The following is a 24,678-nucleotide window of genomic DNA, read 5'->3' as shown; positions in this document are numbered from 1 at the left end:
CCAAGGGAGAACCACCCCATGCGCAGGATCACCCACGCCCTGGCCGCCCTCGGCCTCGCCACCGCCGCCCTGACCGCGATGGGCACCGGCAGTGCCGGCGCCGCGGACGGCTCCTGGGCGGGCTGCCCGTCCGGGGCGGTCTGCATCTACCCGCAGAACCAGAACCCGGCCGTCTCCCCCACCGACGTCTACTACAGCTACGGCGCGCACAACCTGAGCAACCAGTTCGGCAACCACTGGGTGCTGAACAACCAGACCGGCGGGGCACACGCGCACCTGTGCCGCGGTTCGGGCGGCACGAACTGCGTCTACGACATCCCGGCGCAGAACGGGGTGTACTACGACCTGGGGCCGATCAACTCGATCACGCTCGACCGTCCCTGACGCATCGTCACGGATCGTCACCGGGGTTCCGGTTCCGGCAGTGCCCGCCGCACGGGGGAGCGGCGGGCACTGCCCGTGCCCACGTCACCCGCACCGGCAGCACCCACGCCGGTGCACTGCCCGCCGGCCCGTCCGAAGCCGCGGATACCCTGCAGGACCAGGGATGGCGGTGTGCCGTCGTCGCGGACACGGGGACAGGACGGGACGGAACGCCGGTGGACCTGCACACGCTCGGCCAGTTCCTCGTCGTGGCGCGGCTGGAGCACCTGAGCCGCGCGGCCGAGGAACTGCGCGTCGCCCAGCCGTCGTTGAGCCGCAGCATCGCCCGCCTGGAGGCCGAGCTGGGCACCCCGCTGTTCGACCGGGGCGGGCGGCTGCGCCTCAACGAGGCCGGGCGGATCTTCCGCGGCCACGTCGAGCGCTCGCTCGGCGAACTGGCGGCCGGACGGCGGGCGGTGGCCGAGGCCGCCGGGCAGGGCTTCGGCACGGTCCGGCTGGCCTCGGAGACCTTCCTGGCCTTCAGCGGGCCGCTGGCCGGGTTCAAGCGGGCCCACCCCGGGGTGGAGATCGAGCTGCACCAGCTGTCCGCCGAGGAGGCCGTCCGCCGGCTGCGGGCCCAGGACGTCGACCTCGCCGTCGTCTCCCAGCCGATCGCCGCCGACGGGCTGGAGACCGTCCCGCTGCTCGACGGGGAGGTCGGGCTGGCCGTCGCCCCCGGCCACCCGCTGGCCGCCCGCACCGCGGTCGGCATCGACGAGCTCGCCGGCCACCCGTTCATCGCCGCCCGCCCCGGGCACTGGCAACGGCGCCTGCTGGAGCGGCTGTTCGCCGGGCGCGGCCTGGTGCCCAGGATCGTCTGCGAGGTCGACGAGGTCGGCGCCATCGCCGAACTGATCAGCGCGGACCTGGGCATCGGCCTGGTGCCCGCCGTCGGCCGCCGCACCGCCACCCGCCTGCCGCTGGCCTGGGTCGCCGTCGACGCCCCCGACTGTCGCCGCACCCTCACCCTCGCCTGGGGCGCGGGCACCCGCCTGCCCGCCGCCGTCCGCCTGCTGCGCGACGCCGTCGCCGGCTGGGACTGGGCGGGCGGCAGCGCGGCGGGCCCGGCGGACGGGCCGGCCTGACGGCGCGGGCGCGCAGCGGAGGCCTCGGCGCTGCCCGCTGCTACAGCTTCGCCGCCGAGAAGGTGTCGCACTGGGCGAGGTCGCCGCTGCGGTAGCCGGTGGTGAACCAGGCCTTGCGCTGCTCGGAGGAGCCGTGCGTCCAGGCCTCCGGGTTGATCCGCCCGGTGGCCTGCTGCTGGATGCGGTCGTCGCCGACGGCCGCGGCCGCGTCCAGGCCCTGGGCGATGTCCTGGTCGGTGAGGGAGGCGATCAGCGGGCGTCCGGTGGAGGGCTGCGGGGTGGTGGTGGCGTGGTGGGCCCACACCCCGGCGTAGCAGTCGGCCTGCAGTTCCAGGCGCACCGAGGCGCTGTTCGCGCCCTGGCGGTCGTTCCCGACCTTCTGCATCGTGCCCGTGAGGGTCTGGATGTGGTGGCCGTACTCGTGGGCGACGACGTAGGACTCGGCGAAGGGGCCGCCCTTGGCGCCGAAGCGGGCGGAGAGCTCGTTGAAGAAGCCGAGGTCGACGTAGGCCTTCTTGTCGCCGGGGCAGTAGAACGGGCCGACGGCCGAGGTCGCCGGCCCGCAGGCGGTGGAGACCCGGTCGGTGAACAGCACCGTCTCGGCGTTCTTGTACGGGACGTTGGTGCGGCGCGGCAGTTCGGTGCGCCAGAACTCCTGCAGGCTGTTGGTGACCGCCACGATCCGGCAGTCCTGGCGCTTGTTGGCGTCCGCGCCGGTCTTGCAGGCCTGCTGGGCCTCGCCGGCGGTGCGCACGCCCGAGGAGGAGGAACCGGAGCCGGAGCCGCTGCCGGAGGACAGACCGAGCAGTTTCGGGTCGACGCCGAGGACGACCGCGATCAGCACGGCGATCAGGCCCACGGCCCCGCCGCCGATGGCGATCTTCCCGCCCGGGATGCCGCGCCGGTCGTCCACCTGCGAGGTGTCGAGGTCGCCCTGGTCGTCGAACTGCATGCCCTGCCTGCCCGGTTCCGTACGTGTTCCGCCCTGCTGGTGACGGTCTGTGCCGTCGGCGGCCCGCCCAGCCTACGGGCAGCGGCCGCGGGCGTGGCGCGCCGGGGCCCGGGGGTGAGGGGAGCCGGGGGCCTTCAGGCCGGCACCCGCGCTGACGCGTGCGCCTGCGCTCACACCTGCGCCTGTGCCTGCGCCTGTGCGCCGACGACGCGCAGCAGCTGCAGGCGGGAGGCGGACTCGCTGCCGGGTGCGGCGGTGTGCACCAGCAGCAGCTGGTCCTCGCCGCCGGCGGCCAGCACCTCGCACTCCAGCTCCAGCTCCCCCACCACCGGGTGCCGCACCCGCTTGCGGCCGGTGCGCCGCCGGGCGACCTCGTGCCGTTCCCAGTGCGCGGTGAACTCCTCCCCGGTGGCGAGGAGTTGCTGCAGCAGTTCGGCGGCGCGCCGGTCCCCGGGGCGGGCGGAGCGGGCCGCGCGCAGGGCGGCGACGTGGGCGCGGGCCAGGTCCTCGTGGTCCTCGGGCGGGAACAGCTCCCGGCTGCGGGGTTCGGTGAACCAGCGCAGCAGCAGGTTGCGCCGCTCGGGCGCCAGGGCCGCGGTGTCGCCGAAGACGGCGCCGGCCATCGGGTTCTGGGCGAGGACGTCGCCGAGGTCGGTGACGACCTGGGCGGGGGTGTCGTGCAGGCGGTCCAGGATCAGCAGCAGCCCCGGGCGTACGTGTCCGAGCGGCCCGTGCCGGCGCGGCGGCTCGTGCCCGGCGAGGCGGAACAGGTGGTCGCGCTCGTCCTCGCTCAGCCGCAGCGCCCGCGCGAGTGCCGCCAGCAGCTGCGGCGAGGGCTGCGGGCCGCGCCGCTGCTCCAGGCGCGCGTAGTAGTCCACCGACAGCCCGGCCACCTGCGCGACCTCCTCGCGCCGCAGTCCGGGCGTGCGCCGCCGGGCGCCGGGCGGCAGCCCGAGGTCGGCGGGGGTGAGCCGGGCCCGGGCCCGGGTGAGGAAGTCGGCCAGCGCCGTTCGGTCGATCATGCCCCCAGCATGGCCCGCGGGGGCGGGCCGCTGCCAGGGACCGCCGGTCCCCGGCTGCGCGCGGCTCCCCCGCCCGCGCCCGTCCCGCCGATAGCGTGACGGACGCAAACATCCCTGTCAGGAACGGTTGGTGATGGAATGTCCGATGCGGCGAAGCGGCGCATCTTCGCGATGCTGGACGCCGACGGCGACGGTGTGATCACCCGCGGCGAGTACCTCGCCCGGGTCGACCGGGCCGCCGCGGCCTTCGGGCGCGGCCCGCAGGACCCGCTGGTCGCGGCGGCCCGGACGGCCCACCGGGAGGTGTTCGGGCGGATGGACGGCGACGGGGACGGCGGTGTCACCTTCGAGGAGTACCGCGACTGGGCCGGTCACGAGACCTTCGAGCAGACCTGCCGGCCCGCCCTCGGCTCGCTGTTCGACCTCGCCGACGGCGACGGCGACGGGCGCCTGACCCGCGAGGAGTTCACCGGGCTGCGGACGGCGAGCGGCAACCCGACCGAGGGAGCCGACACCGCGTTCGACGCCCTGGACCCCGACGGCGACGGCACCGTGGACCGCGCCGCCTACCTGGCCGCGATCCACGCCTTCCTCACCACCGGCTCCTCCCCCATGGCCGGCGCCTACGGCGACGCCCGCCCGAGCCTGCGGGAACCGTCCGCCCGCTGACCGGCCCCTGACCGTCCGCCCGACCGAAGCCCGGCCGGACGCGCGCCCCCACCGGGAAACCCGGGCGCCCCGCCGGTGGGGCCGTGCGAGCATCGGCGGGTGATCGACATCGAGGAGCTGTCCGGCGCCGACCTGATCGGCAGACGGCTGCTGAAGGTGACCGCGGCGTGGCACCACCACCACGGCGACGACGAGCCGTCGCTGCTGCACCTGTGGCTGCATCTGGAGGGCCTGGGCCCAGTGCTGTTCCACACGCCGTCGACCGGCCTGTCACTGCGGGCCGAGCGGCCGCACGGGCCGTACGCGATGGCGCAGTACGGCAGCGTCCGCGTGACCGATGACCCGCCCGGCGTCCCGCTGACCGGGTTCGTCGGGCAGCCGGTCCGCGCGGTGCGGGAGATCGGCTACGACGACGGCCGGGTCGCCTTCGCGGCCGGCCTCACCCTCCGGTTCCCCGGCGGGGACGTCCGACTGTTCGCCCTCGTCGACGAGTTGACCATCGCCGACGACCGGCACCCGGGCCCGGCCGGGGCCCACCTGCACGAGGGCCCGGACCTCACGCGGGCGGCCGGCGCAAGACCTGCCGGCGCTCCACCGGCCGGCGCTCCACCGGGCGGCGCATCACCGGCCGACGCTTCACCGGGCGACGGAAAGGGCTGAGTCGATGGCCACCCACCCCGGCCGCGACTACGCGGTCGTCGCGATGTACTCCGTGGCCGAGGACGCCTGGCACCTGGAACTGGAGTTCCTCCGCGAGCAGCGCACCCTGGCGGTCGCGGTCGTCCCCGACGAGGACCCGGCCCGCGAGCCGACGGTGAGCTTCGATCCCCAGGAGCGCTGCCCGGACGTCCCGTTCGAGGTGCTGCGCTGGTTCGTGGAGCAGGTCGAGGAGGAGATCCGCGCCTCCCGCGCCTGGATGCGGCTGCGGCCCGAGCTGGTGGAGGTGGTCCACCGCCTGCGCCGGGAACACGCGGGCGCCGTCGAGGACGCCGACTTCCCCGGCGTCCTCGCGCGGCTGCGCGACGCCGTCGCCGCGGCGGACCTGCCCGCCGTCCTGGCGGCCGCCTTCGGGCGGGGCCCCGACGGGAGTGAGTTGAGCGGCGGGCAGGCCCTGCGGATCGTCGAGGAGGCCGCAGCGCCCGGCTGACGGCCGGGGTTGCGGTGCTACGCCCACGTGCAACCGGGAGGTTGCGCGTCAGCCTCCGATGTGCAACCTTTGGGTTGCGTATCCGGACGAGGTGAGGTTGCCCATGATCCCCGACACGATCGAACGCACCATCGTGATCAACGCCCCCAGGGAGCGGGTCTGGTCCGTTCTGACGGAACCCGCTTTCCTCGGCCGCTGGTTCGGCAGCGGACAGCCGGTCGAGATCGACCTGCGCCCCGGCGGTCTCGTGCTCTTCGACCACGGTGTCCACGGCACCATCCCCGCTCGCCTCCGGACGGTCGAACCGCCGCGCACCCTCTCCTGGCGGTGGTCCCAGGGTGCCGCCGGCCAGGAGCCGGACGACATCAATGCCACCCTGGTCGAGTTCACCCTGGCCGAGGACGCCACCACCGGGGGCACCCGGCTGACCATGGTCGAAAGCGGCTTCACCGGCCTCGGGCTGCCCGCCGGCGAGGCCGCCGAACGGCACCGCGCCAACGGCCTGAACTGGCCCGGCAAACTCGACCGGCTGTGCGCGGACTGCGAGCAGATCGCCGCATGAACCGCACCCCCGAGGACGAACCCGCCCCCGAGGAGGGACCGGCCCCCGAGGACGTCCTGGTGGCCCTGGCCGACCCGATCCGCCGGGACGTGCTGGCCGTCCTCGCCCGCGAGGGCGGCGCGACCGCGACCTCGCTGGCGGCACGGCTCCCCGTCACCCGCCAGGCGGTGGCCAAACACCTGGCCGTCCTCGACCGCGCCGGGCTGGTCCGCGCCCACCGGGCCGGACGCGAGGTCCGCTACGAGGCCGACCTGCGACCGCTGAAGCGGACGACCCGGTGGATGGACGCCCTCGCCGCCCGGTGGGAGCACCGCCTCGACGCGATCAGGGAGCTGTCGGAGGACGCCACCGCCCCGTGAGCCCGTCGGCGATCCCCGCCGGCGGCCGGCCGGCGGGCCCAGCCAGGGACCGCCGGTCCCTGGTTCGGGAGGTCTCTGCCGCGCCACACGGTGCGCGGGCAGGGTGGTGGGTGTCGAAGAACGGCAGTGACTTCCCTGGAGGGGACGGACGATGACGACGATCCTGGTGACGGGCGCGACCGGTTCGGTGGGCAGCCGGCTGGTGCCGCGGCTGGTGCGGTGGGCCGGGGCGCAGGGCTCCTCGGTGCGGGTGCTGGTGCGCGACGAGCGGAAGGCGGCCGCCCTGGCGGGCCTCGGCGTGCAGGTGGTGACCGGCGACCTGTGCGAAGAGGCGGACCGGGCACGGGCGTTGGCGGGGGCCGACGTGGTACTGAACGTGGCGGCGGCGCTGCGCGGGGTGCCGGACGAGGCGGCGTGGGCGGTCAACCGGGACGCGGCGGTGGCGCTGGGGCGCGAGGCCGCGAAGGCGGGGGTGGCCAGGTTCGTCCACACCAGTACGAACCTGGTGTACGGGCGGGGGCTGGGGCGCCCCGCGGTGGAGGGCGACCGCCTGGCGCCCGATCCGGCGTGGGGGGTGTACGCGGCGTCCAAGGCGCAGGCGGAGGCCGGGCTGCGCGCGCTCGGGGACGAACTGCCGCTGGTGGTCGCGCGGTTGGCGTTCGTGTACGGGGAGGGCGATCCGCACCTGGCGCAGTCGCTGCAGTGGGCGGCGTCCTGGCCCGCGCACCAGCGCCTGGCGGTGGTGCACCACGCGGACGTGGCGCAGGCGCTGTGGCGGGCGGTGACCGTGCCGGGCATCGAGGGGCGCACCTACAACGTGGGCGACGACGCGCCGCTGACGGCCTGGGACCTGCACGCGCTCAACGGCCGTACGCACCCGGGCGGTTCGCCGCAGGCGCCGTTCGACCCGTGGGAGGGGCAGGTGTCGACGGCGGCGGCGCGCCGGGAGCTGGGCTGGCGTCCGCTGTACCCGTCGGCGTGGGCGGCGGCCGAGGCCGGGGCGCTGTAGCGGACGCTCACGCGCACCCGCCGCCGCACGCGCACCCGCCCCGCACGCGCGCCGGCACCCGCGCCGGCCCCACACCCGGACCCGCTGCCCGGCCCTCCCCGGGGCGGGGAGGGCCGGGCAGCGGGCTCAGCCGGCGCTCGCGGGTGCGGGCGCGTAGCCGGCCGGGCGGCTGGTGAAGGTGCCGCGGCCCTGGGTGCGGCTGCGCAGGCGGCCCGCGTAGCCGAACAGTTCGGCCAGCGGCACCAGTGCGCTCACCCGGGCGGTGCCGCCGTGTCCGGCCGTGGTGGCCCGGACGTGGCCGCGGCGGGCGGCGAGGTCGCCGAGGACGGTGCCCAGCGCGTCCTCGGGCACAGTGACCGTCACCTCCGCGACCGGCTCCAGCAGCCGCATCCGCGAGGCCCGCAGCGCCGCGCGCAGGGCGAGGCGGGCGGCGGTGCGGAAGGCGAGCTCGGAGGAGTCCTTGGGGTGGGTGGCTCCGTCGGTGAGGGTGACGGCTACGCCGGTGACCGGGTGGCCGCCGAGCGGGCCCTCGGCGAGGGCGTCGCGGCAGCCCGCCTCCACGGCCTGCACGTACTCGCGCGGCACCCGCCCGCCGGTGACGGCCGAGGCGAACGCGAACTCCCCGTCGGCGTCGTCCGCGAGCGGGCGGACGTCGAGCACGAGGTGCGCGAACTGGCCTGCGCCGCCGTCCTGTTTGGCGTGCCGGTACACGAAGCCGCCGACGCCCTCGACCAGGGCCTCGCGCAGCGCGACCGTCGGCGCCCCGGTGACCGCCTCGATGCCGCTGTCGCGGCGCACCTTCTCCACCGCGACCTCCAGGTGCAGCTCGCCCAGGCCCGACAGGGTGCGCTGGCCGGTCTCCGGGTCGGTGGCCAGGCGCAGCGAGGGGTCCTCCTCGGCGAGGCGGGCCAGGGCGGCGGCGAGCTTGTCGGTGTCGGTGGCGCGGCGGGCCTCGACGGCGACGGTGACGACCGGTTCGGCGCTCACGGGTGCCTCCAGGCGGATGGGGTGGTCGGGGTCGCACAGGGTGGCGCCGACGCGGGCGGCCTTGGGGCCGATGACGGCGACGATGTCGCCGGCGCGGGCGTGGTCGGTCTCGCTGTGGCGGTCGGCCATCACCCGCAGGATGCGGGCGACGCGTTCGGTGCGGCCGGTGGTGGTGTCGAGCACGGTGGCCCCCTTGTGCAGGGTGCCGGCGTACAGGCGCAGGTAGGTCAGGCGGCCGGTGGGGGCGGCGACGACCTTGAACGCCAGGGCGGTCAGGGGCTGTCCGGGGTCGGCGGTGCGCTGCTGTCGGGTGCCGTCCTCGCCGTGGTCGGCGGCCCGCACGGGCGGGACGTCGAGCGGGGAGGGAAGGTAGGCGACGGCGGCGTCCAGCAGGGGTTCGATGCCGCGGTTGCGGTAGGCGGAGCCGCACAGCACGACCACGGCCTCGCCGGTGCGGGTGAGTTCGCGCAGGGCGGTGGCCAGGGTCGCGGCGGTGACGGTGCCGTGGGCACAGAACTCCTCCAGGGCCTCGGGGTTCAGTTCGGCGACGGCCTCCTCCAGGGCGCGGCGGCGTGCGGCGGCCTCGGCGGCCAGGCCGGCGGGCACCGGGGTCTCGGCGGCCGGGGTGCCGTCGTCGTGCCAGGTGAGGGCGCGCAGGCGCAGCAGGTCGACGACGCCGGTGAAGGACTCCTCGGTGCCGATGGGCAGTTGGACGGCGAGCGGGCGCGGGTGCAGGCGTTCGCGGATGGAGGCGACGGCGGTGTCCAGGTCGGCGCCGGCGCGGTCGAGCTTGTTGACGAAGGCGATCCTCGGCACGCCGTGGCGTTCGGCCTGGCGCCAGACGGACTCGCTCTGCGGCTCGACGCCGGCGACCGCGTCGAACACCGCCACCGCGCCGTCCAGGACGCGCAGCGAGCGTTCGACCTCGTCGGCGAAGTCGATGTGGCCGGGGGTGTCGATGAGGTTGATCCGGTGGCCGGCCCAGGCGCAGCTGACGGCGGCGGCGAAGATGGTGATGCCGCGGTCGCGTTCCTGGGGGTCGAAGTCGGTGACGGTGGTGCCGTCGTGGACCTCGCCGCGCTTGTGGGTGGTGCCGGTGAGGTAGAGGATCCGCTCGGTGACGGTGGTCTTGCCGGCGTCGACGTGGGCGAGGATGCCGAGGTTGCGGACGGCGGCGATGGTGGCTACGCCGGTGGCGGTGGTGACGGCGGCTGTGCTGGTGGTGGTGTGGGTGCGCATGGCCCGGTTGCCTTTCGAGGCGTTTCGGTACGGGGTGGGCGCGCGATTGCCGGTGCCGGCGGGCCGTCGGACCCGGGTGGTCCCGCAGGGGCCGCGGGGGCCGCAGGGCGGGGACCGTCCGGGGGCATGCCGGGCTGTGCCTGGCTGTGCCGGGTTCAGACGGTGGCGGCACCGTTCCGGTGCCGGCCGCGCAGCGGGCACCGGAAGGACGGGGACACCAGGATCACCTCGTACCGCGACGCGGGAGAGGGGGCGGCGGCGCACTGCTTCGGCACGGCCGCTCGCCCCCCTCTCTCGTCTCGTTCGTCGGCTCGGTGGGCCACGCGTCGGGGCGCGGCCGCGTGGCGAGTGTAGGGAAGGCCGCTCGCCCTTGGCGACGGGTTTTACGGCGGGTTCTACGGGGCCGGTGTCCCGAAGCGCAGGACCGGCTCGGACCAGCCGTCGTCGCGCACCCCGGCGTCGAGGGCGGCGCCGATGGCCCGTTCCTCGTAGCCGAAGTGGGAGTCCATGATGGCGGCCAGTCCGTCGAGTTCGCGCCCGATGGCCTCCAGGTCGGCGGGGGCGGTGGCGCCGGTGGGGGCGGCGGCACTCGCGGGGGCGGTGGCGGGGTCGGTGGCACTCGCGGGCTCGGGCAGGGCGGCGGCCTGTGCGGCGAGGTCGCGCACCCGGGTGAGGATGGCGGAGATGAACCCGTGGTCCTCGACGAGTTTGGCCACGGTCGGCGCCACGTCGGGCCGCTCGCGCAGGAGTTGGGCGAAGAGGCCGTCGTCCTCGCCCTGGTGGTGGTTGGTCAGGGCGGTGCAGAAGGCCAGGCAGTGGGTGAGGAGGGTGTCGTCGCCGTCCGGGCGGCGGTGCCCGAGGCCGGCGCGGACGGCGGCGAGACGGCGGCGCAAGTCCTGGTGCGCGAGGGAGAGTTGAAGGCTGAGGGCGGCCGTGCGGCCGTCGGAGGGGGAGGCCACGGGGGGCGGTCCCTTTCGGTCGTGCACCTCCATGCCTGACGCAGTCCGTCACCGGCACGCGATGCCGGCGCCAGCAGATCACGTCACCCCGCGCCCGGGCAAGCACGCCGGTACGGCCGGCTCCGCCGCCGCGCACCGCCGCCCGGCGACAATGTGACCCATGACCAGCACACCGCCGCCCCCGGACGCCCCGCAGCCCTCCCCCGCGATGCCGCCCGGCTGGGAGAACCCCGCCGTACGGGCCGACCGGCGCCTGGTGGAGATGCTGCAGGAGCTGCGGGTGCTGCAGACCGGCGTGCAGATCGTCTTCGCCTTCCTCCTCGGCATCGCCTTCACCCCGCGCTTCACCGAACTCACCGACGACCAGCAGGACATCTACATCGCCACCCTGCTGCTGACCGTCGTCGCCGCGGCCGTCCTCGCCACCCCCGTCGCCCTGCACCGCGGCCTGTACCACCACCCCGCCAAGACACGGATCGTCACCGTCTCCACCCGCATCGCGCAGATCGGCCTGGTGCTGCTCGCCAGCGCCCTGACCGGCGCCGTCCTGCTGGTCCTCGACGTCGTCCTCGGCACTGCGGTGGCCGTCCCGATCGCCTGCGTCATCGCGCTGACCTTCACGGGCCTGTGGTTCGTGCTGCCCTGGTCCGTCCGCCGCGCCGCCACCCGCGACCAGGACTGACCCGGCCGCCGGGGACCCGCCCCGGGGGTCCGCCGCCCGCACCCCGCCGGATTCGTGCATGCCCCCGGCGCCTACCGTGGCCGTATGCACACCGACGACAGCCCGTGGGACGTCCTGCTGATCGGCGGGGCCTCCGGGGTCGGCAAGAGCCGCGCCGCCGCCCGCCTGGCCGCCCGGCACGGGGCGTTCACGGTGGAGTTCGACGACGTCGTCGCCGCCCTCCAGGCCGCCACCACGGCGGCCACCCACCCCGGGCTGCACCACTTCACCGGCCCGGCCCCGGCCGGGGGCGCCGAGCGCGTCCTGGAGCTGCAGATCGCCACCGCCCGCGCCCTGGAGGCGGCCCTGCTCGGCGTCGTGCGCAACCGCCTCACCGTCGACGTGCCCGCCGTCGTCGAGGGCGACTACCTGACCCCGGCCGCCGCCGTCCGCGCCGCCGCCGAGGCCGCCGGGCAGGGGCGGCGGGTACGGGCGGTCTTCCTCCACGAGGACGACCCGGCCCGCATCGCCGCCAACTACGCCGACCGCGAGCCCGACTACGGCCCCCAGCCCGAACGCGCCGCCGTCAGCGCCCGCTACTCCGCCTGGCTCGCCGCCCAGGCCGCCGCCCACGCCCTGCCGGTGCTCGACTGCCGCCCGTACGCCACCCTGCCCGAACGCCTCGCCGCCGCCCTCGCCTGACCTACCCGGCCGCCCCGGCCCCGTTCCCGGCCACCGGCCCGGCCTCCCCGGCCGGGCGCGCGTGGTGACCGGCCCTCACCCCGCCCCCGTCCCGAACCGGCGCTGGTACGCCGACGGCGTGATGCCCGTCTCGCGGCGCATCAGCGCCCGCAGGTTGGCCGCGGTGCCCAGCCCGCTGCGCCGTGCGACGACCTCGAAGCGCCGCTCGCCCCGCTCGATCAGCCGGCAGGCCAGGGCGAGCCGCTCCCCCGTCAGCCACGCCAGCGGGGTCGTTCCCAGCTGCGCCCGGAAGCGGCGGTGCAGCGTCGCCGGGCTGACCGCCGCCCGCCCGGCGAGGTCGGCCACCGTGAGCGGCGCGTCCAGCCTCTCCTGTGCCCAGGCCAGCACGGGCGCCAGCGACTGGTCCGGCAGGTCGGGCATCGGCCGCTCCACGAACTGCCGCTGCCCGCCGTCCCGGTGGGCCGCGAAGACCAGCCGCCGGCTCACCGCGTTGGCGACCTCCGCGCCGTGGTCGCGCCGCACCACGTGCAGCCCGAGGTCGAGCGCGGCCGCGCTGCCCGCGGCAGTGAGGATGTCGCCGTCGTCCACGAACAGCACGTCCGTTTCGAGGCGGACGGAGGGGAAGCGGGCCCGGAAGGAATCCGCCCACTGCCAGTGCGCGGTGGCCCGCCGCCCGTCGAGGACCCCGGCCTCGGCCAGGGTGAACGCCCCGCTGCAGAAGCCCATCAGCCGCGCGCCGCGCGCGTGCGCCCGGCGGACGGCGTCCAGCACCGCGCGGCGGCGGGGCACCTCGGGGTCGGGGCGGTTGGGCACGATCAGGGTGTCCGCGTCATCGGCCGCCTCCAGGTCGGCGACGCCCGTGAGCGTGAAGAACCCGTCCCGCATCAGGGTGCGGGGCCCGGGCGAGCACAGCCGGAAGTCGTAGAGGTCGCGGCCGATCTCCGGCCTGCGCAGACCGAACACCTCGGTCGCGCACCCGAGCTCGAAGGGGTTGGAGTTCTCGTCCACGATCACGACCACCCGGTGCACGCCCGCCGTGCCGGCCGGCTGCGAGGATTCTTTCGACATGTGCGATTCCTAGCACTCCCGCCGGACGGCCGGTACCCGCAGGATGGGCCCCATGAACAGCCTGCCCATCCCCCTGGACGAGGCCCTGGCCTCCTTCGACGCGCTGTGGAGCCCCCGCATCGTCACCCGCGTCAACGACTACGACGTCCGCATCGCCAAGGTCCACGGCGACCACGTCTGGCACGCCCACGACGACACCGACGAGTTCTTCCTCGTCCTCGACGGCGAACTGCGCATCTCCCTGCGCGAACCCGGCGGCGAGCGCACCGTCGTCCTGCCGCGCGGGTCGGTCTTCACCGTCCCGCGCGGCACGGAGCACAGGCCGTCCGCCCCGGACGGCGCCGCGATCCTCATGTTCGAACCGACCGGCACCCCGACCGTCGGCGACCGCCACGACGAGATCCCCGACCACGTGGACGCCACCACCGGCCACACCCTCGGCACCTGACCCCGACCCTGCCCCGCCCCACCCCGCACAGGAAGTCGGCCCCGCCGACTTCCTGTGCACGGGACCGGCCGGAAGGGAACACCCCCCGGACGGCGACTCCGCGCGGGGCGGGGGCGCTCACGCGCGGGGCCTCAGCCTTCCTCGATGTCCGAGATCAGCTTGGTGCTCAGGTCGCTCTGCACCGCCAGCCGGGTGTGCCCAGCGTCCGGACCGGTGCCCCAGGTCAGGGTGACGGTGGTGAACAGGTGCCCGGCGCCGGAGTCGTGGTAGCGCACCTCCCAGCGGGTCGGCACGTCCTGGGCGCGCAGCACCCCGTCGGCGTGGTTGGCTTCCTCCCAGGCCGCCAGCCGCCGGCGCAGGTCCTCGGTGAGGTAGTGGGCGCGCAGCTGGTCGCCCAGGCCGTCGGTGCCGTCGGAGACGGCGTCGATGTAGGCACCGTAGAAGTCGGCGACCCGGTCCACGGCGGAGTCCAGGCTGCCGCTGCGCACGGCGGCACCGGCCTGGGTGTCGGTGTCGGTCATGAAAGGTCCTCTCGCTCGGGGGCCGGACGGCCTGCTGCCGCCGGCCGGGCCGTTCGACCCGCCCGGGACAACGAGCCCGCACCCGGCCGGTTGCGGCCGTGACCGCCCCCAAGCCGCAGTGAGCGCCGCCCGGTTGGCCAGTGCGGCGGACCGCCGGCTCGGGCGCGGGGGCGGCTGGTGCCGGCGCCCTGAGTCAGGTGGGTCGCTGTCCGTGGAGGAGGACGGGCAGGGCGCGGCCGGCGAGGGCTTCGGTGACGCGGGCGGCCTGGGCGGGAGCCATGCGCGCGGGCAGGTCGCGCACGGGCACGAAGCGGGCGCCGAGCAGTCCGCTGCGCTGCTGCGCGGGGACGGTGAGGGGGACGTCGTCGGGGACGGTGCCGCCGTCGAAGACGAGGTTGAGGCGTTCCAGGTGCCGGTCGGCGGGGGTGAAGTCGACCGCGAGGACGTCGTTCAGGCGCAGGTGCAGGCCGGTCTCGGCGTGCAGGTGCCGGGCGGCGGCCAGGTGCGGGGGCTCGTTGGGCTTGGCGGAGCCGCCGGGCAGGATCATGCCGTCCAGGTAGTCCGGGTCGACGAGCAGGACCTCGCCGCGCCGGTTGCGCACGAGGACGAGGCAGCCGAGCCGGCACACCGGCGGCTTGGCGAGAAGACGGGGGTCGCGCATCGGACGGTTCACTTTCGAAGCGTGCGGGACAGAAGGAGGGCGAAGCAGGCCCACCACAGGAGGCGGGCGAGGTGATCAGTCGTCATACGTCAGGCGCTCGTAACGCAGCCCCTTGCGCAGCAGGTCCAGGATGCGCAGCAGATCGAGCGGGCGGGCCGACCCGAGGTCGACCAGGTAGTTCCCGGTGATCCGCCCGTACTCCCAGTCCACCGCGATCGACGGCAACGTGACCCCACCCAGCGCGAGCACGGAGACGAGGTCCTCCACGACGCAGGCCGCCTGCCGGCGCTGCTCGGCCGTCACGCGAGAGAGCGCGGAGGTCATCGCGGCGCCTCCCCCGGCCTCGGGTGCACCTCGAACTGGCGCCACGCGGTGTAGGCGTCCCCGAAGAACGTGAACGAGGCCAACTCGCCGCTCACGTCGCTACGCAGCCACTCCCCCGTGATCTCGTTACGGACCCGGTAGCGCTGCGCGTCGGGGTCGAACCGCACCCCGTACCCGTGCAGCCGGGATGAGACCTCGGCGCCCTCCTCCGACGTGCCGGCGGATTCACCGATCGCTTCTGCTTCCATGAGCACGACTCCATTTCGCGTGGCCTACGCGGAAATCATCGGCACCCAAATGGTCCATGGATGTTCCATCTCCAGGACAGCTGCCACGTCTCGGCGCTACTGTCCGAGAAAGCCCAAACGTCTCAGGATTCCCCTTGAACACTGCGCTTCAACAAGGTATGACGGCAGCTCGTATGTCTCCCCGCCAGCTGGCGGCCCGGGTCGGTGTTACACCTAAAACAGTGGAACGCTGGCTCTCTGATGCGTCGCTCGTGCCGCATCAGCGGAACCGCTTCGATGTCTGCGCGGCTTTAGGGGTTGATGAACGGGTGATCTGGCCCAACAGCGTCCGGGCGAACGTGAAGACCGGGCACGACCGGGAGGTGTTCGCCGTCTACCCGTACCGATCGGCCTGCCCCCGCTCGGTGTGGACGCAGCTGATCGCCGAGGCGCGGTCCGAGATCTTCCTCGCCGGGTACACCAACTACTTCGTCTGGCTGGAGCAGCCCGCCCTGCTGCAGACCCTGCGGCACAAGGCCGAGAGTGGCTGCCGGGTGCGCTTCCTGCTCGGGGATCCCGACTCCGACACCACGCGCCAGCGTGAGCAGATCGAGGACGTGACCCTCACGGTGTCCACCCGGATCCGGGTCACGCTGGAGAACCTGGCCAAGCTCGCCGGTGTCCCGGGGGTCGAGGCCCGGTTCAGTGCCCCTGAGGACGGCCCGAACCACGTCGGCCTCTCCGTCTTCCGCTTCGACGAGCACGCCCTCGTCACACCTCACCTCGCCCGCACCGTCGGCCACGACTCGCCGCTGATGCATCTGCGGCGCGGCGAGGAGCACGGCATGTTCGACCGTTTCGCCGACCACGTCGAGGAACTCTGGTCCCGGGGAAGCGACATCCGCACCAGCCCGGCCCCCGCGTAGGAAGTCGGCGGGGCCGACTTCCTACGCACGGGACCTCTCGGGCGGCTCCCGCGGCCGGGGGGTGTCAGGCGGTCTTGATGGTGCCGCCGTCGATGACGTGGTCGGCGCCGTGGATGTTGGCGGCGCGCTCGGACAGCAGGAAGGCGACCAGGTCCGCGACCTCCTCGGGCGCGGTGAGGCGTCCCGAGGCGATGCCGAACTGCCCGGGCAGGCCTGCGAGCAGGGCGTCGTGGTCGACGCCGGCGGCGGCGGCCACCTTGCCGCCGAGACGGTCCGGGTCGGTCCACTGCGGGCTGGTCGTGGGGCCCGGGGAGACGGTGTTCACGCGGACCCCGCGCGGGGCCAGTTCCTCGCTGAGCCGCTTGCCGAACTGGGTCAGGGCGGCCTTGGCCTCCGCGTAGCCGACCGGCGCGCCGGCGGGCATGCGGGCGTTGATCGAGGAGATGTTCACGATCGCGCCGCGGCGTTCCAGGATGCTCGGCAGGGCGGCCTTGGTGGTCCACATCGCGCTGAACAGGTTGAGGTCGAAGATCCGCTGCCACTGTTCGTCGTCGCTGTCCGCGAACCCGTTCAGGGACAGGTTCTCCGGGTCGCCCGCGCCGACGTTGTTGACGAGGAGGTCGATCCCGCCGACCGCGGCCAGCGCCCGGTCGACGACCGACCGCGCCCCGTCGCGGGTGCTCAGGTCGACGGACAGGGCCGCCACGGCGACCTCCTCCAGCTCGGGCGTGACGGTCCGGGCGGCACCCACCACCCGGACGCCCTCCGCGGCCAGGTTCCGGGCGATCGCGAGGCCGATGCCGCGACTCGCGCCGGTGATCAGGGCGGTCTTCCCGCTGATACCGAGGTCCATGCTCTCCCCCACTGTAGGAATGACAGGTTCTTGAACTGAAGGTCTAAAATCAGGGCGCGAAAAGGCGCCGCCCGCGGCGGCGCAGCGCCTCAGAGGCCGGCCAGGGCCGTGTCGATGATCCGGTGCAGCACCGGCCGCTCGAAGGTCCGGGTCATGACCCGCAGCCCGGCGAGGGTGGTCTGCAGCAGCAGGGCCTGCGCCCCGGCGTCGACGCTCCGGTCGACGTCGCCGTCCCGCTGCCCCTGCTCGATGCGGGCGGTGAACAGGGCGATCATGCGCTCCTCGATGCGGTGCACCGCGCGGGCGGCCTCCTCGTCCTGCCCGCCGAGCTCCTCGACCGTGTTCTGGGCCAGGCATCCGCGCCGTACCGGCCCGTCCAGGTCCGTGTCCACGAGCAGCACGAAGTACGCGTGGATGCGCTCCCTGGCGGTGCCCGGCCGGGAGAGGAACTCCTCGGTCAGTCCCGAGCCGAGCCGGCCGTAGAGGTCCAACGCCCTGGCGAACAGCTCCCGTTTGGAACCGAAGGCGTGGTACAGGCTGCCCTTGGCCACTCCGGTCGCCTCGGCGAGGTCGGCCGGTGAGGTGGCCGAGTAGCCCTTGGTCCAGAACGTCTCCATCGCCTGCGCGACGGCCACGTCCGGTTCGAAGCCCTTCGGTCTGCCCATGCCGCCACCGTAGTGAGTATTTGACCCGGAGGTCAACTACTGCGGCCGCAAGCGCCCGGCCCGCGGCCTGACGGCGTGCCACCTTTCCCCGGGAAGGGCCGGACTCCCGGGCGTTATTCGCAGGCGTACGGCATCGCCGGCGCCCTATCCTGCGCGTCATGATCGACTGGAAGAGCATCGAGGCCGCCGACTGTGCCGTGCCCGCCGGACCGCCCGTGGACGACGTCGTCGACGAGCTGTCCCGCGCGCTGGCGGATCCCGATCCGCTGGTGCGCGACGGCGCGCCCTACGCCGTGCTCGCGACGTGGATAGCCCGCGGGGTGATCGGGGCCTCCCGGCGGCTGGAGCTGGGGGACGAGATGGCCGCCCGCTTCACCGACCCGCGGATCGAGGCCCGCACCTTCGCGCCCCTGGTCCTCGACATGCTGGTGTCCGCCGGGGACTTCAAGGCCGGCTGGGTGGACGCGTTCGAGCGCTGGTACCCGGCGGAGCACGACCTGCGCGGCCACGACGACGTGCTCGGCTGGCTGCACGCGGTGGCCCACGGCGCGGACCTGCTGGCCTCCTTCGGCCGCCACCGCGAGGTGGCGCCGGTGCGGATGCTGGAGCTGGCCGCCGCGCGGCTGACGGCGCCCACCGACCACGTCTTCGACCAGCTGGAGGACGACCGCCTGGCCCGGGCCGTCGCCCGCGTCCTCACCCGCACCGACCTGACCGAGCGCGAGGCCGTCGACTGGCTGGAGCCGATCGCCGACCGCTTCGGCGCCGACCGCCTCAGCACCCCGGTGCCCGCCCACCTCAGCAACTGCCTGCGCACCCTGCGCCTGCTCTACGTCCTCGCCGACCGGGGCGTGCGTCCCGCGCCCGACCAGCCCGCGCAGCCGCTTGCCCACCGTGACGCGGTCAAGTCCGCCGTCGCCGCCGTCCTCGACCGGATCGTCAAGCGCTGACACGACCCCCGGTCCCGGGGCCGGGGGGCCTGGCCGGGACCGGGGGTCGTGCGCTGCGGTGGCCGGTCCTCCGGGCGCACGGACTTCGCGTCCCGTCGCCCGGGGTCGCCCGGGGTGGAGCGGCGGCGCGGTGTCACCGGACGATGACCGCCATGTCCTGGTACGTGGCGTAGCCGGCGTCGAAGGCGCCCTCGCTGATCCAGGACTCCCCGCGGGCCGGGTCCTCGACCAGGAACTGTCCGTCACGGACCGCGGAGACGACCACGGTGTGCTCGGACGGCCCGGCGTAGAGCACCTGGCGGCCGTCGTAGGCGGTGTAGGAGCCGGCCGCGACGTCGCGCCAGCCGTAGTCGACCCAGACGATCGCCGGATGGCCCGCCGCCACCTGCGCGCGCAGCTCGGAGGGGCTGATGCCCTGCCCCGCCTGCATGACCGCCAGGCCGTAGGAGCCCGCGGCCCGGGCGACCGGCGGGTAGTACACGCCGTAGCCGGTGCCGGCCGTCTCCGAGCCGTTGGGGTCGCCCACGAAGGCGCGGTAGGGATCGCCGGAGAGCGGACCGGAGACGCCGAACTGGTAGTGGACCCGGTCGACGCCGATCCGGGCGAGGATGGCCTGGTCCCCGACCTGGACGCCACGGGCGGCCAGCACCATGCGCAGCGATGCCGCCTCGCAGTCGTTGGCCAGCTGCTGGGAGTAGTGCGGGACCGCGGTGGTGGCGGCGCCCGAGGGTGCGGCGCACAGCAGCGTGGCCGCGCCGGCCAGGGCGGCGGCCAGCGCCGTGAGCCGCCCGCCGCGCGGTAACCGCCTGGCCCTGCGGGGCGTGGGCTGCGGCTTCCCCGGGCGGCGGGTGTGCTCGCTCCTCGTCACGGCGCTCCTCGTCATGGCGCTTCTCCTTCGCTGCTTCCCCCTTCCATGGCACCTCGTCCTCGCCCGCCTCGCAGCTGGGGAGGCCGGGGCGTCCGTCACCGTCGCGGGCGGGGAGCCCGTCACGGTGGCCGGGCAGCCGCCGCAGCCTCAGCCGCCACAAGCCTGCCCGGGGCGGGTCATCGGTAGTCTGCGGACCCATGACACGCCTTTGGATCCTGCCGGCCCTGATCGTCCTGTCCGGCGCGGTCGTTGCGGCGCGGCCGGCCGCCGACGGGGACATCGGTACGGCCGCGGCCCTGCTGCTGGTGTTCCTGCTGCTCGCCGCCGTGAACACCCCGCTGGTCTTCCCGCGGTCGGTCAGCGCCGCCGAGGCGCAGCGCCGCAGTGCGGCCGACGGTCGGCCGGTCGTCTTCTGGCGGCCGGGGTGCACGTACTGCCTGCGGCTGCGGTTGCGGCTGGGGCGCAGTGCCGGCCGGCTGCACTGGGTCGACATCCGGCGCGATCCCGAGGCGGCGGCGGCCGTGCGGGCGGTGAACGACGGCAACGAGACGGTGCCGACGGTCTTCGTGGCGGGCCGGGCGCACACCAACCCCGATCCCGGTTGGGTGCGTGAACAGCTCTCGCCGGTCGCGTGATCCACTGCCTGCCCCGCTGCCTGGTCCCCTCGCGGGCCGGGTCGCGGGTCAGCGCTGGATCTCGGCCCGCGCCCTCTCGTCGGGTGTGCCGATGTCCCAGAAGCGGATGGTGCCGCGGGCGCCGGCGTAGGTGCCGGTGCCGCCGGTGACGGCCATGTCGAGCGGGGCGGTCGATCCCTTCGTCCAGAGGGACTGCATCGTCAGGGAGCCGCCCTCGACTTCCATGGTGAGCAGGCACTGCGCGGTGACGCCGGTGTCGTCGGCCTGGATGACCTGGCACGATCCGCCGCCGCGGCCGACGCTGCGGCCGTCCTTGAGGGCGGTGCCGGAGTAGACGTCGAGGTCGCCCAGGCTGGGCCCGGCGGGGGCGAGGTCCACGGCCTGGTACTGCTCGTTGTGGATCTTGAGTTCGAGGACCTCGACGTGGCTCCTGCGCGGGGTGTCGGCGTCCGCGGTTCCCCCTGCGGCGACGGCGATCGCGGCGGTGGCCAGCGCGGCGGCGAGGAGCCGGTTGACCGTCAGGTGCCTGCGGCTGCTGTTCGGGTCGGCGGGCATGGTGGATTCCCTTCGCTGTGGACTCGTGTGCGAACTCCCTCGACGCTATGGCCGGCGGGCCGGTGTGTTCCAAGACCAATACGGCTATGGGGCCATGCCCGCGCGGGTATGACCGGTGCTTCCCGTCCCCGGCCCTGTCCCCCGTCCCCGCCTCCGGGGCCGTCCGTGCGGTGGTGCCGTGCGCGGGGGCGGTCCGGCGGGGTGTCGTGAGCCGTTCCGGGCGGCGGTGGATAGCATCTGCGCGTCAGTTCCGCCGTGTCGACCGTTCGTTGACGGTCCCGTTGTGCGGCGGACCTCCGCAGCTTCTCCGTTCCCGTCGTCGGCGCCGCGGGCGTTTCCGCGGGCGCTCTCCCGTCGGAAGGTTCGTGCCATGACTGTCATTTCTTCGGCGGCGCGGTGTCTCGGGGCGGCCGTGCTGGTGCTGGGGCTGACCGCACCGGCCTCGGCGACGGCCGCGACAGCGGCAAGGACGGAGCCGGCCGCGCAGGCCGGCGCGCTGGGGCACGCGGGCCGCTGGCTCACCGACGACCAGGGCCGGGTGGTGACCGTCCACGGCGTGAACCTGGTCGACAAGAAGCCGCCGTACTTCCCCGCGGCCGGCGGTTTCGGCGAGCAGGACGCGCGGTTCCTGGCGGAGAACGGCTTCAACGCGGTGCGGCTGGGCTTCGCGTGGAGCGCGGTCGAACCGCAGCCCGGCGTGTACGACGACGCCTACGTCGAGCAGATCCGCCGGACCCAGCAGCTGCTGGCCCGGTACGGCATCCTCAGCCTCGTCGACTCCCACCAGGACGCGTTCGACGAGTCGGTGGGCGCGAGCTGGAACGGGTTCCCCGACTGGGCGACGTTCGCCGACGGCTACCCGGTGCAGCCGAATCCCGGCTTCCCGCAGGTGTACTTCACGAGCCCCGCACAGAACCAGGCGTGGGCGAACTTCTGGCACGACCACGCCGCGCCCGACGGCGTCGGGGTGCAGGAGCACTACGCGGCGATGTGGGCACACGTCGCGCAGCGCTTCGCGGACCAGCCGTCCGTGCTGGGCTACGACCTGATCAACGAGCCGTGGCCCGGCTGGGACTACCCGACGTGCTTCCCGGACGGCTGCCCCGCGTTCGAGCGCGGTGTGCTGGCGCCGTTCGAGGCGAAGGCCATGACGGCGATCCGCGGGGTCGACCGCCGCCACCTCCTGTTCTACGAGCCTTCCCTGACCAACGACTTCGGCACGCCGGACTTCGTGCCGAACCCGACCGGCGACCCGGACGCGGGGCTGAGCTTCCACGACTACTGCTTCGGCCCGGTCGACACCTGTGTGACCAACGGGCTGGAGCGCGCCGCCGCCGACGGCGCCGTCGGGGTGGTGACCGAGTTCGGCGCGACGACGGACGCGGCGAGGCTGACCCGCCTCACCGACCGGTTCGACGAGAACACGGCGTCCTGGATGTTCTGGTCCCTGGCGCAGGACCAGACGCCGGGGCACCCCCAGGAACCGCCGACCGGCCCGAACCTGATGGACCCGGCGATCGTCCGGCCGTATCCGCAGGCGGTCGCCGGCACCCCGCAGCAGTGGCGGTACGACGCCACCACCGGGACGTTCACCCTCGGCTACAGCACCCGCCGCGCCGACTCCAGCGCGCCGTTCGCCGCCGGCGCCCGCACCGAGGTGTTCCTGCCGCAGTCCCTCTACCCCGACGGCTACCGGGTGGAGAGCCGGGGCGCCACCGTCGTGTCCGTGCCCGGCGCCCGGCTGCTCCAGCTCACCGCCGACCCCGGGCAGGACACCGTGCAGGTGACGGTGACACGGCCCTGAACCGGCGGGCCTTGAACCGGCGGGCCCGGGGCCGGGCCGGTGTCCGCTACGCCAGGTCCTTGCGCATGATCGTGCACATGGTCTCGCGGCGGCGGACCGAGCCGTCGGGCGCCTCCTCGTCCCAGGCGTCGGGCCGCCGGTCGAAGGCCGTGTAGCCGAGCCGCTCGTACAGGGCGCGGGCCCGCGGGTTGTCGTCCTCCACGCCGAGTTCGGCCCGCCCGAGGCCCCGGGCGCGGATGCGGTCCTCGGCGCAGCGCACGAGCAGCGAGCCGAGCCCGTGGGACTGCAGGGCCGGGAGCACGGCGAGCTGCCACAGCGTGCCCGCGCCGGGGGCGCTGCGGTAGTCGACGCCGCCGATCGCCACGGGCAGGCCGGTGCCGGTGCACACGGCGAGGTAGTCCACCTCGCCGGCCGCCGCCCGTTCCAACTCCCGTGCGACCTGGCGCAGGTGGGTCGCGGATCCCGACCAGGTGCAGGCCGGCAGGTCGGCGGGCGTCAGGTCACGGACGTGGACGGGGACGGAGAGGGACACGGGGGCGGGTGCGGCGGCGGGGGCGGGGACGACGGGGGTGGGGGCGGGTGCGGGGGGCCGGTGGGAGTTCATGCCCGTCATCCCACCAAGGCGCCGGATGCACGCGCGACGGGTTTTCCGCGGCCCTGCGACGCGACGCCCCGTCAGTTGCGGGCGGTGGCCAGGAGGGTGTCGGTGGTGGTGACGGTGGCGCCCAGGCCGCGCAGCGCGTGGAGGGCGGCGGTGTGGGCGGGGGCGGCGAGCGCGGTGACGGCGTCCTCGGGGACGGCGACGGGGTGGCCGAGGGTGAGGGCGGTGCGCACGGTCTCGCCGACGCCGTACTCGGTGGTGATGCCCGCGACGACGAGGCGGGTGGCGCCGAGGCGGCGCAGGCGCTCGGCGAGGTCGGTGCCCTCGAAGGCGTCGATGCCGTACTTGGTGACGACCTCGTTGCCGGGGCCGGCGGCGACCTCGGGCGCGAAGCGGTTGAACACGGAGTCCGGGCCGCCGTCACTGCCGTCGAGGCGGGCGTAGCGGACCAGGACGACGGGCCGGCCGGCGTCCTCGAAGGCGGCCTTCAGGCGGGCGGCGCTGCGCACGACGTCGGCGCCGGCCAGCGGGGCGGAGGGGCGGTCGACGATCCACTGCTGGAGGTCGACCAGCACCAGGACGGTGCCCGGGGCGGTTGCGGGGCCGAAGGGGGCGGGGCGGTCGGTCATCGGGGCTTCCTCGGGTGGGCGGTGGCGGACGGGTGGTGGCGGGTGGACGCTCGGTCGGTGCCGCGGTCGGTGCCGCGGTCGGTGCCGCGGTCGGCGCCTCCGTCGGTGCCGCGCAGGGCGGCGGTGGAGCGGTCCAGGAGGTTGCGCAGCTGGGCCTGTTCGGCCGGGTCGAGGGCGTCGGTGAGGCGCTGTTCGACGCCGCGGGCCAGGGCGTCGGCCTTCCTGGTCAGGGCGTGGCCGGAGCGGGTGAGCCTGGCCACCAGGACCTTCTGGTGGACGCTGGAGGTCTCACGGGTGATCAGGCCCTTGGTCTCCAGGTTGGCCAGGACCGTGGTCATGGTCTGCGGGGTGACCATGCACCCGCGGGCGAGCTGGGCGCCGGACATGCCGGTGGACTGCTGGAGGAGGAGCAGGGTGACGTACTGGGGCACCGTCAGGTCCACGGTGCGCAGTGCGCGGGTCTTCTCGCCGATGAGGGCCTGTTCGGCGCGTTTGATGGCGTGGCCGAGGCGGTCGTGGGGGTCGGCCGGAGCCGGGGCCGCCGGGGCCGCTTCGCCCGCCGGGTCGGTGCTGTGGTCGGCGCTGTGGTCGGTCATGGCGATCGCCTCCCTGGCTCCCCCCGGGTCACGGACTGTGAGGGTTCTACGTTATATCAGGGGACTGATACACCGCCAGATGCGGGCCCGGGCGCGCCCGCCCGTCCGTACGGCCCGCCGGCTGGCAGGATGGGGCGGCATGGAACGTGTGCTTGGAATCGGCGGGTACTTCCTGCGGTCCGCCGACCCGGCGGCGCTCGGCGCGTGGTACCGCGACTGCCTGGGGCTGGACGCCGACGTGAACGGGCTGTGGCGCCAGGAGGGCGGGCCGACGGTGTTCGCGCCGTTCGACGCCGACACCGACTACTTCGGCTCCCCCGCCCAGCAGGTCATGCTCAACTTCCGGGTCCGCGACCTGGACGCGATGCTCGCGCAGCTGCGCGCCAAGGGGGCGCAGGTCGCCGAGCAGACGCAGGACATGGCGGGCGTCGGCCGCTTCGGCTGGGTCACCGACCCGGAGGGCAACCGCATCGAACTGTGGCAGCCGGCCTGACCGTACGCAGCCGAAGTCGAAGCCTCTCCGGCGCCAACTCGCTTCACGGGAACCCCCGTTCACTCCTGTGCCAGGATG

32 protein-coding genes are annotated in these 24,678 nt (G+C 74.7%); 16 read left to right on the top strand and 16 right to left on the bottom strand.

What is annotated here, in order from left to right; all coding sequences use genetic code 11:
- Positions 1–18: 18 nt before the first annotated feature.
- Together ACIRST_RS25620 and ACIRST_RS25615 are read left to right on the top strand one after the other, a co-directional pair.
- Positions 19–384 (top strand): hypothetical protein, encoded by a 366-nt coding sequence (locus ACIRST_RS25620; protein WP_350519395.1) that lies wholly within the window; start codon positions 19–21, stop codon positions 382–384.
- 215 nt (positions 385–599) lie between these two features.
- Complete coding sequence (locus tag ACIRST_RS25615; protein ID WP_402804581.1) at positions 600–1,508, top strand: LysR family transcriptional regulator; 909 nt, start codon at positions 600–602, stop codon at positions 1,506–1,508.
- Positions 1,509–1,548: 40 nt separating this feature from the next.
- On the opposite strand, the gene ACIRST_RS25610 is transcribed toward ACIRST_RS25615, so the two are convergent.
- The gene (locus ACIRST_RS25610) at positions 1,549–2,460 is read right to left on the bottom strand and encodes a neutral zinc metallopeptidase (RefSeq protein WP_350519389.1); all 912 of its coding nucleotides are present in this window, start codon (positions 2,458–2,460) and stop codon (positions 1,549–1,551) included.
- 170 nt (positions 2,461–2,630) lie between these two features.
- Complete coding sequence (locus tag ACIRST_RS25605) at positions 2,631–3,479, bottom strand: helix-turn-helix transcriptional regulator (protein WP_402804641.1); 849 nt, start codon at positions 3,477–3,479, stop codon at positions 2,631–2,633.
- Between the two features lie 141 nt (positions 3,480–3,620).
- Between ACIRST_RS25605 and ACIRST_RS25600 the strand changes: the two genes are divergently transcribed.
- From ACIRST_RS25600 to ACIRST_RS25575, 6 genes are all read left to right on the top strand, one after another.
- On the top strand, positions 3,621–4,151 hold the full coding sequence (locus ACIRST_RS25600; RefSeq protein WP_402804579.1) for an EF-hand domain-containing protein: 531 nt from the start codon (positions 3,621–3,623) through the stop codon (positions 4,149–4,151).
- Positions 4,152–4,250: 99 nt separating this feature from the next.
- Positions 4,251–4,811: a hypothetical protein gene (locus tag ACIRST_RS25595; protein WP_402804577.1), complete on the top strand. Its 561-nt coding sequence runs from the start codon at positions 4,251–4,253 to the stop codon at positions 4,809–4,811.
- A 4-nt stretch (positions 4,812–4,815) separates the two neighbouring features.
- Complete coding sequence (locus ACIRST_RS25590) at positions 4,816–5,298, top strand: hypothetical protein (protein WP_402804575.1); 483 nt, start codon at positions 4,816–4,818, stop codon at positions 5,296–5,298.
- A 103-nt stretch (positions 5,299–5,401) separates the two neighbouring features.
- A complete protein-coding gene (locus tag ACIRST_RS25585; RefSeq protein WP_402804573.1) occupies positions 5,402–5,860 on the top strand; it encodes an SRPBCC domain-containing protein in 459 nt (152 codons plus the stop codon).
- Complete coding sequence (locus tag ACIRST_RS25580; RefSeq protein ID WP_402804571.1) at positions 5,857–6,219, top strand: ArsR/SmtB family transcription factor; 363 nt, start codon at positions 5,857–5,859, stop codon at positions 6,217–6,219. The genes ACIRST_RS25585 and ACIRST_RS25580 overlap by 4 nt, the downstream gene beginning before the upstream one ends.
- A gap of 151 nt (positions 6,220–6,370) precedes the next feature.
- Positions 6,371–7,228: an NAD(P)-dependent oxidoreductase gene (locus ACIRST_RS25575; RefSeq protein WP_350519384.1), complete on the top strand. Its 858-nt coding sequence runs from the start codon at positions 6,371–6,373 to the stop codon at positions 7,226–7,228.
- A gap of 126 nt (positions 7,229–7,354) precedes the next feature.
- Here the strand turns inward: ACIRST_RS25575 and fusA are convergent, their stop codons facing one another.
- Together fusA and ACIRST_RS25565 are read right to left on the bottom strand one after the other, a co-directional pair.
- Positions 7,355–9,454 carry an elongation factor G gene (gene fusA / locus ACIRST_RS25570; protein ID WP_402804568.1) on the bottom strand — a complete coding sequence of 700 codons (2,100 nt, stop codon included), beginning with the start codon at positions 9,452–9,454 and terminating at the stop codon, positions 7,355–7,357.
- Between the two features lie 395 nt (positions 9,455–9,849).
- Positions 9,850–10,413, bottom strand: a complete 564-nt coding sequence (locus tag ACIRST_RS25565; protein ID WP_402804566.1) for a hemerythrin domain-containing protein — start codon at positions 10,411–10,413, stop codon at positions 9,850–9,852.
- A 160-nt stretch (positions 10,414–10,573) separates the two neighbouring features.
- On the opposite strand from ACIRST_RS25565, the gene ACIRST_RS25560 reads away from it, so the two are divergent.
- Positions 10,574–11,095, top strand: a complete 522-nt coding sequence (locus ACIRST_RS25560; RefSeq protein ID WP_402804563.1) for a DUF6328 family protein — start codon at positions 10,574–10,576, stop codon at positions 11,093–11,095.
- 84 nt (positions 11,096–11,179) lie between these two features.
- Entirely contained in the window at positions 11,180–11,776 is a 597-nt protein-coding gene (locus ACIRST_RS25555) for an AAA family ATPase (RefSeq protein WP_402804561.1), read from the top strand.
- A gap of 75 nt (positions 11,777–11,851) precedes the next feature.
- Here the strand turns inward: ACIRST_RS25555 and ACIRST_RS25550 are convergent, their stop codons facing one another.
- Entirely contained in the window at positions 11,852–12,844 is a 993-nt protein-coding gene (locus ACIRST_RS25550; RefSeq protein ID WP_402804559.1) for a GlxA family transcriptional regulator, read from the bottom strand.
- A gap of 52 nt (positions 12,845–12,896) precedes the next feature.
- Here ACIRST_RS25550 and ACIRST_RS25545 point away from each other — a divergent pair, with 52 nt between their 5' ends.
- On the top strand, positions 12,897–13,292 hold the full coding sequence (locus ACIRST_RS25545; protein WP_350519377.1) for a cupin domain-containing protein: 396 nt from the start codon (positions 12,897–12,899) through the stop codon (positions 13,290–13,292).
- A gap of 131 nt (positions 13,293–13,423) precedes the next feature.
- Here ACIRST_RS25545 and ACIRST_RS25540 read toward each other — a convergent pair whose 3' ends face one another.
- From ACIRST_RS25540 to ACIRST_RS25525, 4 genes are all read right to left on the bottom strand, one after another.
- Positions 13,424–13,813: a hypothetical protein gene (locus tag ACIRST_RS25540; protein WP_402804556.1), complete on the bottom strand. Its 390-nt coding sequence runs from the start codon at positions 13,811–13,813 to the stop codon at positions 13,424–13,426.
- 193 nt (positions 13,814–14,006) lie between these two features.
- Positions 14,007–14,486: an NUDIX domain-containing protein gene (locus ACIRST_RS25535; RefSeq protein ID WP_402804554.1), complete on the bottom strand. Its 480-nt coding sequence runs from the start codon at positions 14,484–14,486 to the stop codon at positions 14,007–14,009.
- Between the two features lie 63 nt (positions 14,487–14,549).
- Complete coding sequence (locus tag ACIRST_RS25530; RefSeq protein ID WP_402804552.1) at positions 14,550–14,798, bottom strand: hypothetical protein; 249 nt, start codon at positions 14,796–14,798, stop codon at positions 14,550–14,552.
- Positions 14,795–15,046 (bottom strand): hypothetical protein, encoded by a 252-nt coding sequence (locus ACIRST_RS25525; protein ID WP_402804550.1) that lies wholly within the window; start codon positions 15,044–15,046, stop codon positions 14,795–14,797. Before ACIRST_RS25525 ends, ACIRST_RS25530 begins: the two co-directional genes overlap by 4 nt.
- 308 nt (positions 15,047–15,354) lie before the next feature.
- On the opposite strand from ACIRST_RS25525, the gene ACIRST_RS25520 reads away from it, so the two are divergent.
- Positions 15,355–15,951 (top strand): XRE family transcriptional regulator, encoded by a 597-nt coding sequence (locus ACIRST_RS25520; protein WP_402804548.1) that lies wholly within the window; start codon positions 15,355–15,357, stop codon positions 15,949–15,951.
- 64 nt (positions 15,952–16,015) lie between these two features.
- On the opposite strand, the gene ACIRST_RS25515 is transcribed toward ACIRST_RS25520, so the two are convergent.
- Both ACIRST_RS25515 and ACIRST_RS25510 read right to left on the bottom strand, forming a co-directional pair.
- Entirely contained in the window at positions 16,016–16,804 is a 789-nt protein-coding gene (locus ACIRST_RS25515) for an SDR family oxidoreductase (RefSeq protein WP_402804546.1), read from the bottom strand.
- A gap of 89 nt (positions 16,805–16,893) precedes the next feature.
- A complete protein-coding gene (locus ACIRST_RS25510; protein ID WP_350519369.1) occupies positions 16,894–17,469 on the bottom strand; it encodes a TetR/AcrR family transcriptional regulator in 576 nt (191 codons plus the stop codon).
- A gap of 158 nt (positions 17,470–17,627) precedes the next feature.
- Between ACIRST_RS25510 and ACIRST_RS25505 the strand changes: the two genes are divergently transcribed.
- Positions 17,628–18,419 (top strand): DUF2785 domain-containing protein, encoded by a 792-nt coding sequence (locus ACIRST_RS25505; protein WP_402804544.1) that lies wholly within the window; start codon positions 17,628–17,630, stop codon positions 18,417–18,419.
- Positions 18,420–18,552: 133 nt separating this feature from the next.
- On the opposite strand, the gene ACIRST_RS25500 is transcribed toward ACIRST_RS25505, so the two are convergent.
- Positions 18,553–19,302, bottom strand: a complete 750-nt coding sequence (locus ACIRST_RS25500; RefSeq protein WP_402804541.1) for a C39 family peptidase — start codon at positions 19,300–19,302, stop codon at positions 18,553–18,555.
- A 182-nt stretch (positions 19,303–19,484) separates the two neighbouring features.
- Here ACIRST_RS25500 and ACIRST_RS25495 point away from each other — a divergent pair, with 182 nt between their 5' ends.
- Entirely contained in the window at positions 19,485–19,922 is a 438-nt protein-coding gene (locus tag ACIRST_RS25495) for a glutaredoxin domain-containing protein (RefSeq protein ID WP_350519366.1), read from the top strand.
- Positions 19,923–19,970: 48 nt separating this feature from the next.
- Here the strand turns inward: ACIRST_RS25495 and ACIRST_RS25490 are convergent, their stop codons facing one another.
- Positions 19,971–20,477, bottom strand: a complete 507-nt coding sequence (locus ACIRST_RS25490) for a hypothetical protein (protein WP_402804539.1) — start codon at positions 20,475–20,477, stop codon at positions 19,971–19,973.
- A 370-nt stretch (positions 20,478–20,847) separates the two neighbouring features.
- Between ACIRST_RS25490 and ACIRST_RS25485 the strand changes: the two genes are divergently transcribed.
- On the top strand, positions 20,848–22,281 hold the full coding sequence (locus ACIRST_RS25485; RefSeq protein WP_402804537.1) for a cellulase family glycosylhydrolase: 1,434 nt from the start codon (positions 20,848–20,850) through the stop codon (positions 22,279–22,281).
- A 46-nt stretch (positions 22,282–22,327) separates the two neighbouring features.
- On the opposite strand, the gene ACIRST_RS25480 is transcribed toward ACIRST_RS25485, so the two are convergent.
- From ACIRST_RS25480 to ACIRST_RS25470, 3 genes are all read right to left on the bottom strand, one after another.
- Entirely contained in the window at positions 22,328–22,885 is a 558-nt protein-coding gene (locus ACIRST_RS25480; RefSeq protein ID WP_402804535.1) for a GNAT family N-acetyltransferase, read from the bottom strand.
- 71 nt (positions 22,886–22,956) lie between these two features.
- A complete protein-coding gene (locus tag ACIRST_RS25475) occupies positions 22,957–23,511 on the bottom strand; it encodes a cysteine hydrolase family protein (protein WP_402804534.1) in 555 nt (184 codons plus the stop codon).
- Positions 23,508–24,107, bottom strand: coding sequence for a MarR family winged helix-turn-helix transcriptional regulator (locus ACIRST_RS25470; RefSeq protein ID WP_402804533.1), 600 nt, complete (start codon positions 24,105–24,107; stop codon positions 23,508–23,510). The genes ACIRST_RS25475 and ACIRST_RS25470 overlap by 4 nt, the downstream gene beginning before the upstream one ends.
- Before the next feature lie 139 nt (positions 24,108–24,246).
- Here ACIRST_RS25470 and ACIRST_RS25465 point away from each other — a divergent pair, with 139 nt between their 5' ends.
- Positions 24,247–24,600: a VOC family protein gene (locus ACIRST_RS25465; RefSeq protein WP_402804532.1), complete on the top strand. Its 354-nt coding sequence runs from the start codon at positions 24,247–24,249 to the stop codon at positions 24,598–24,600.
- Positions 24,601–24,678 lie beyond the last annotated feature (78 nt).

The organism is Kitasatospora sp. NPDC101447 (assembly GCF_044767225.1).
GTDB lineage: Bacteria > Actinomycetota > Actinomycetes > Streptomycetales > Streptomycetaceae > Kitasatospora.
The sequence above is the reverse complement of the archived record's forward strand: the minus strand, read 5'-3'. Positions and strand labels throughout refer to the sequence as shown.

What these genes read in the sequence shown, in the direction of transcription:
- ACIRST_RS25620 (WP_350519395.1), top strand. Translation starts at nt 19, where the DNA reads ATGCGCAGGATCACCCACGCCCTGGCCGCCCTCGGCCTCGCCACCGCC.
- ACIRST_RS25610 (WP_350519389.1), bottom strand. Translation starts at nt 2,460, where the DNA reads ATGCAGTTCGACGACCAGGGCGACCTCGACACCTCGCAGGTGGACGAC.
- ACIRST_RS25600 (WP_402804579.1), top strand. Translation starts at nt 3,621, where the DNA reads ATGTCCGATGCGGCGAAGCGGCGCATCTTCGCGATGCTGGACGCCGAC.
- ACIRST_RS25590 (WP_402804575.1), top strand. Translation starts at nt 4,816, where the DNA reads ATGGCCACCCACCCCGGCCGCGACTACGCGGTCGTCGCGATGTACTCC.
- ACIRST_RS25585 (WP_402804573.1), top strand. Translation starts at nt 5,402, where the DNA reads ATGATCCCCGACACGATCGAACGCACCATCGTGATCAACGCCCCCAGG.
- ACIRST_RS25580 (WP_402804571.1), top strand. Translation starts at nt 5,857, where the DNA reads ATGAACCGCACCCCCGAGGACGAACCCGCCCCCGAGGAGGGACCGGCC.
- ACIRST_RS25575 (WP_350519384.1), top strand. Translation starts at nt 6,371, where the DNA reads ATGACGACGATCCTGGTGACGGGCGCGACCGGTTCGGTGGGCAGCCGG.
- fusA (WP_402804568.1), bottom strand. Translation starts at nt 9,454, where the DNA reads ATGCGCACCCACACCACCACCAGCACAGCCGCCGTCACCACCGCCACC.
- ACIRST_RS25560 (WP_402804563.1), top strand. Translation starts at nt 10,574, where the DNA reads ATGACCAGCACACCGCCGCCCCCGGACGCCCCGCAGCCCTCCCCCGCG.
- ACIRST_RS25555 (WP_402804561.1), top strand. Translation starts at nt 11,180, where the DNA reads ATGCACACCGACGACAGCCCGTGGGACGTCCTGCTGATCGGCGGGGCC.
- ACIRST_RS25550 (WP_402804559.1), bottom strand. Translation starts at nt 12,844, where the DNA reads ATGTCGAAAGAATCCTCGCAGCCGGCCGGCACGGCGGGCGTGCACCGG.
- ACIRST_RS25545 (WP_350519377.1), top strand. Translation starts at nt 12,897, where the DNA reads ATGAACAGCCTGCCCATCCCCCTGGACGAGGCCCTGGCCTCCTTCGAC.
- ACIRST_RS25540 (WP_402804556.1), bottom strand. Translation starts at nt 13,813, where the DNA reads ATGACCGACACCGACACCCAGGCCGGTGCCGCCGTGCGCAGCGGCAGC.
- ACIRST_RS25530 (WP_402804552.1), bottom strand. Translation starts at nt 14,798, where the DNA reads ATGACCTCCGCGCTCTCTCGCGTGACGGCCGAGCAGCGCCGGCAGGCG.
- ACIRST_RS25525 (WP_402804550.1), bottom strand. Translation starts at nt 15,046, where the DNA reads ATGGAAGCAGAAGCGATCGGTGAATCCGCCGGCACGTCGGAGGAGGGC.
- ACIRST_RS25515 (WP_402804546.1), bottom strand. Translation starts at nt 16,804, where the DNA reads ATGGACCTCGGTATCAGCGGGAAGACCGCCCTGATCACCGGCGCGAGT.
- ACIRST_RS25510 (WP_350519369.1), bottom strand. Translation starts at nt 17,469, where the DNA reads ATGGGCAGACCGAAGGGCTTCGAACCGGACGTGGCCGTCGCGCAGGCG.
- ACIRST_RS25505 (WP_402804544.1), top strand. Translation starts at nt 17,628, where the DNA reads ATGATCGACTGGAAGAGCATCGAGGCCGCCGACTGTGCCGTGCCCGCC.
- ACIRST_RS25500 (WP_402804541.1), bottom strand. Translation starts at nt 19,302, where the DNA reads ATGACGAGGAGCGCCGTGACGAGGAGCGAGCACACCCGCCGCCCGGGG.
- ACIRST_RS25495 (WP_350519366.1), top strand. Translation starts at nt 19,485, where the DNA reads ATGACACGCCTTTGGATCCTGCCGGCCCTGATCGTCCTGTCCGGCGCG.
- ACIRST_RS25490 (WP_402804539.1), bottom strand. Translation starts at nt 20,477, where the DNA reads ATGCCCGCCGACCCGAACAGCAGCCGCAGGCACCTGACGGTCAACCGG.
- ACIRST_RS25485 (WP_402804537.1), top strand. Translation starts at nt 20,848, where the DNA reads ATGACTGTCATTTCTTCGGCGGCGCGGTGTCTCGGGGCGGCCGTGCTG.
- ACIRST_RS25480 (WP_402804535.1), bottom strand. Translation starts at nt 22,885, where the DNA reads ATGAACTCCCACCGGCCCCCCGCACCCGCCCCCACCCCCGTCGTCCCC.
- ACIRST_RS25475 (WP_402804534.1), bottom strand. Translation starts at nt 23,511, where the DNA reads ATGACCGACCGCCCCGCCCCCTTCGGCCCCGCAACCGCCCCGGGCACC.
- ACIRST_RS25470 (WP_402804533.1), bottom strand. Translation starts at nt 24,107, where the DNA reads ATGACCGACCACAGCGCCGACCACAGCACCGACCCGGCGGGCGAAGCG.
- ACIRST_RS25465 (WP_402804532.1), top strand. Translation starts at nt 24,247, where the DNA reads ATGGAACGTGTGCTTGGAATCGGCGGGTACTTCCTGCGGTCCGCCGAC.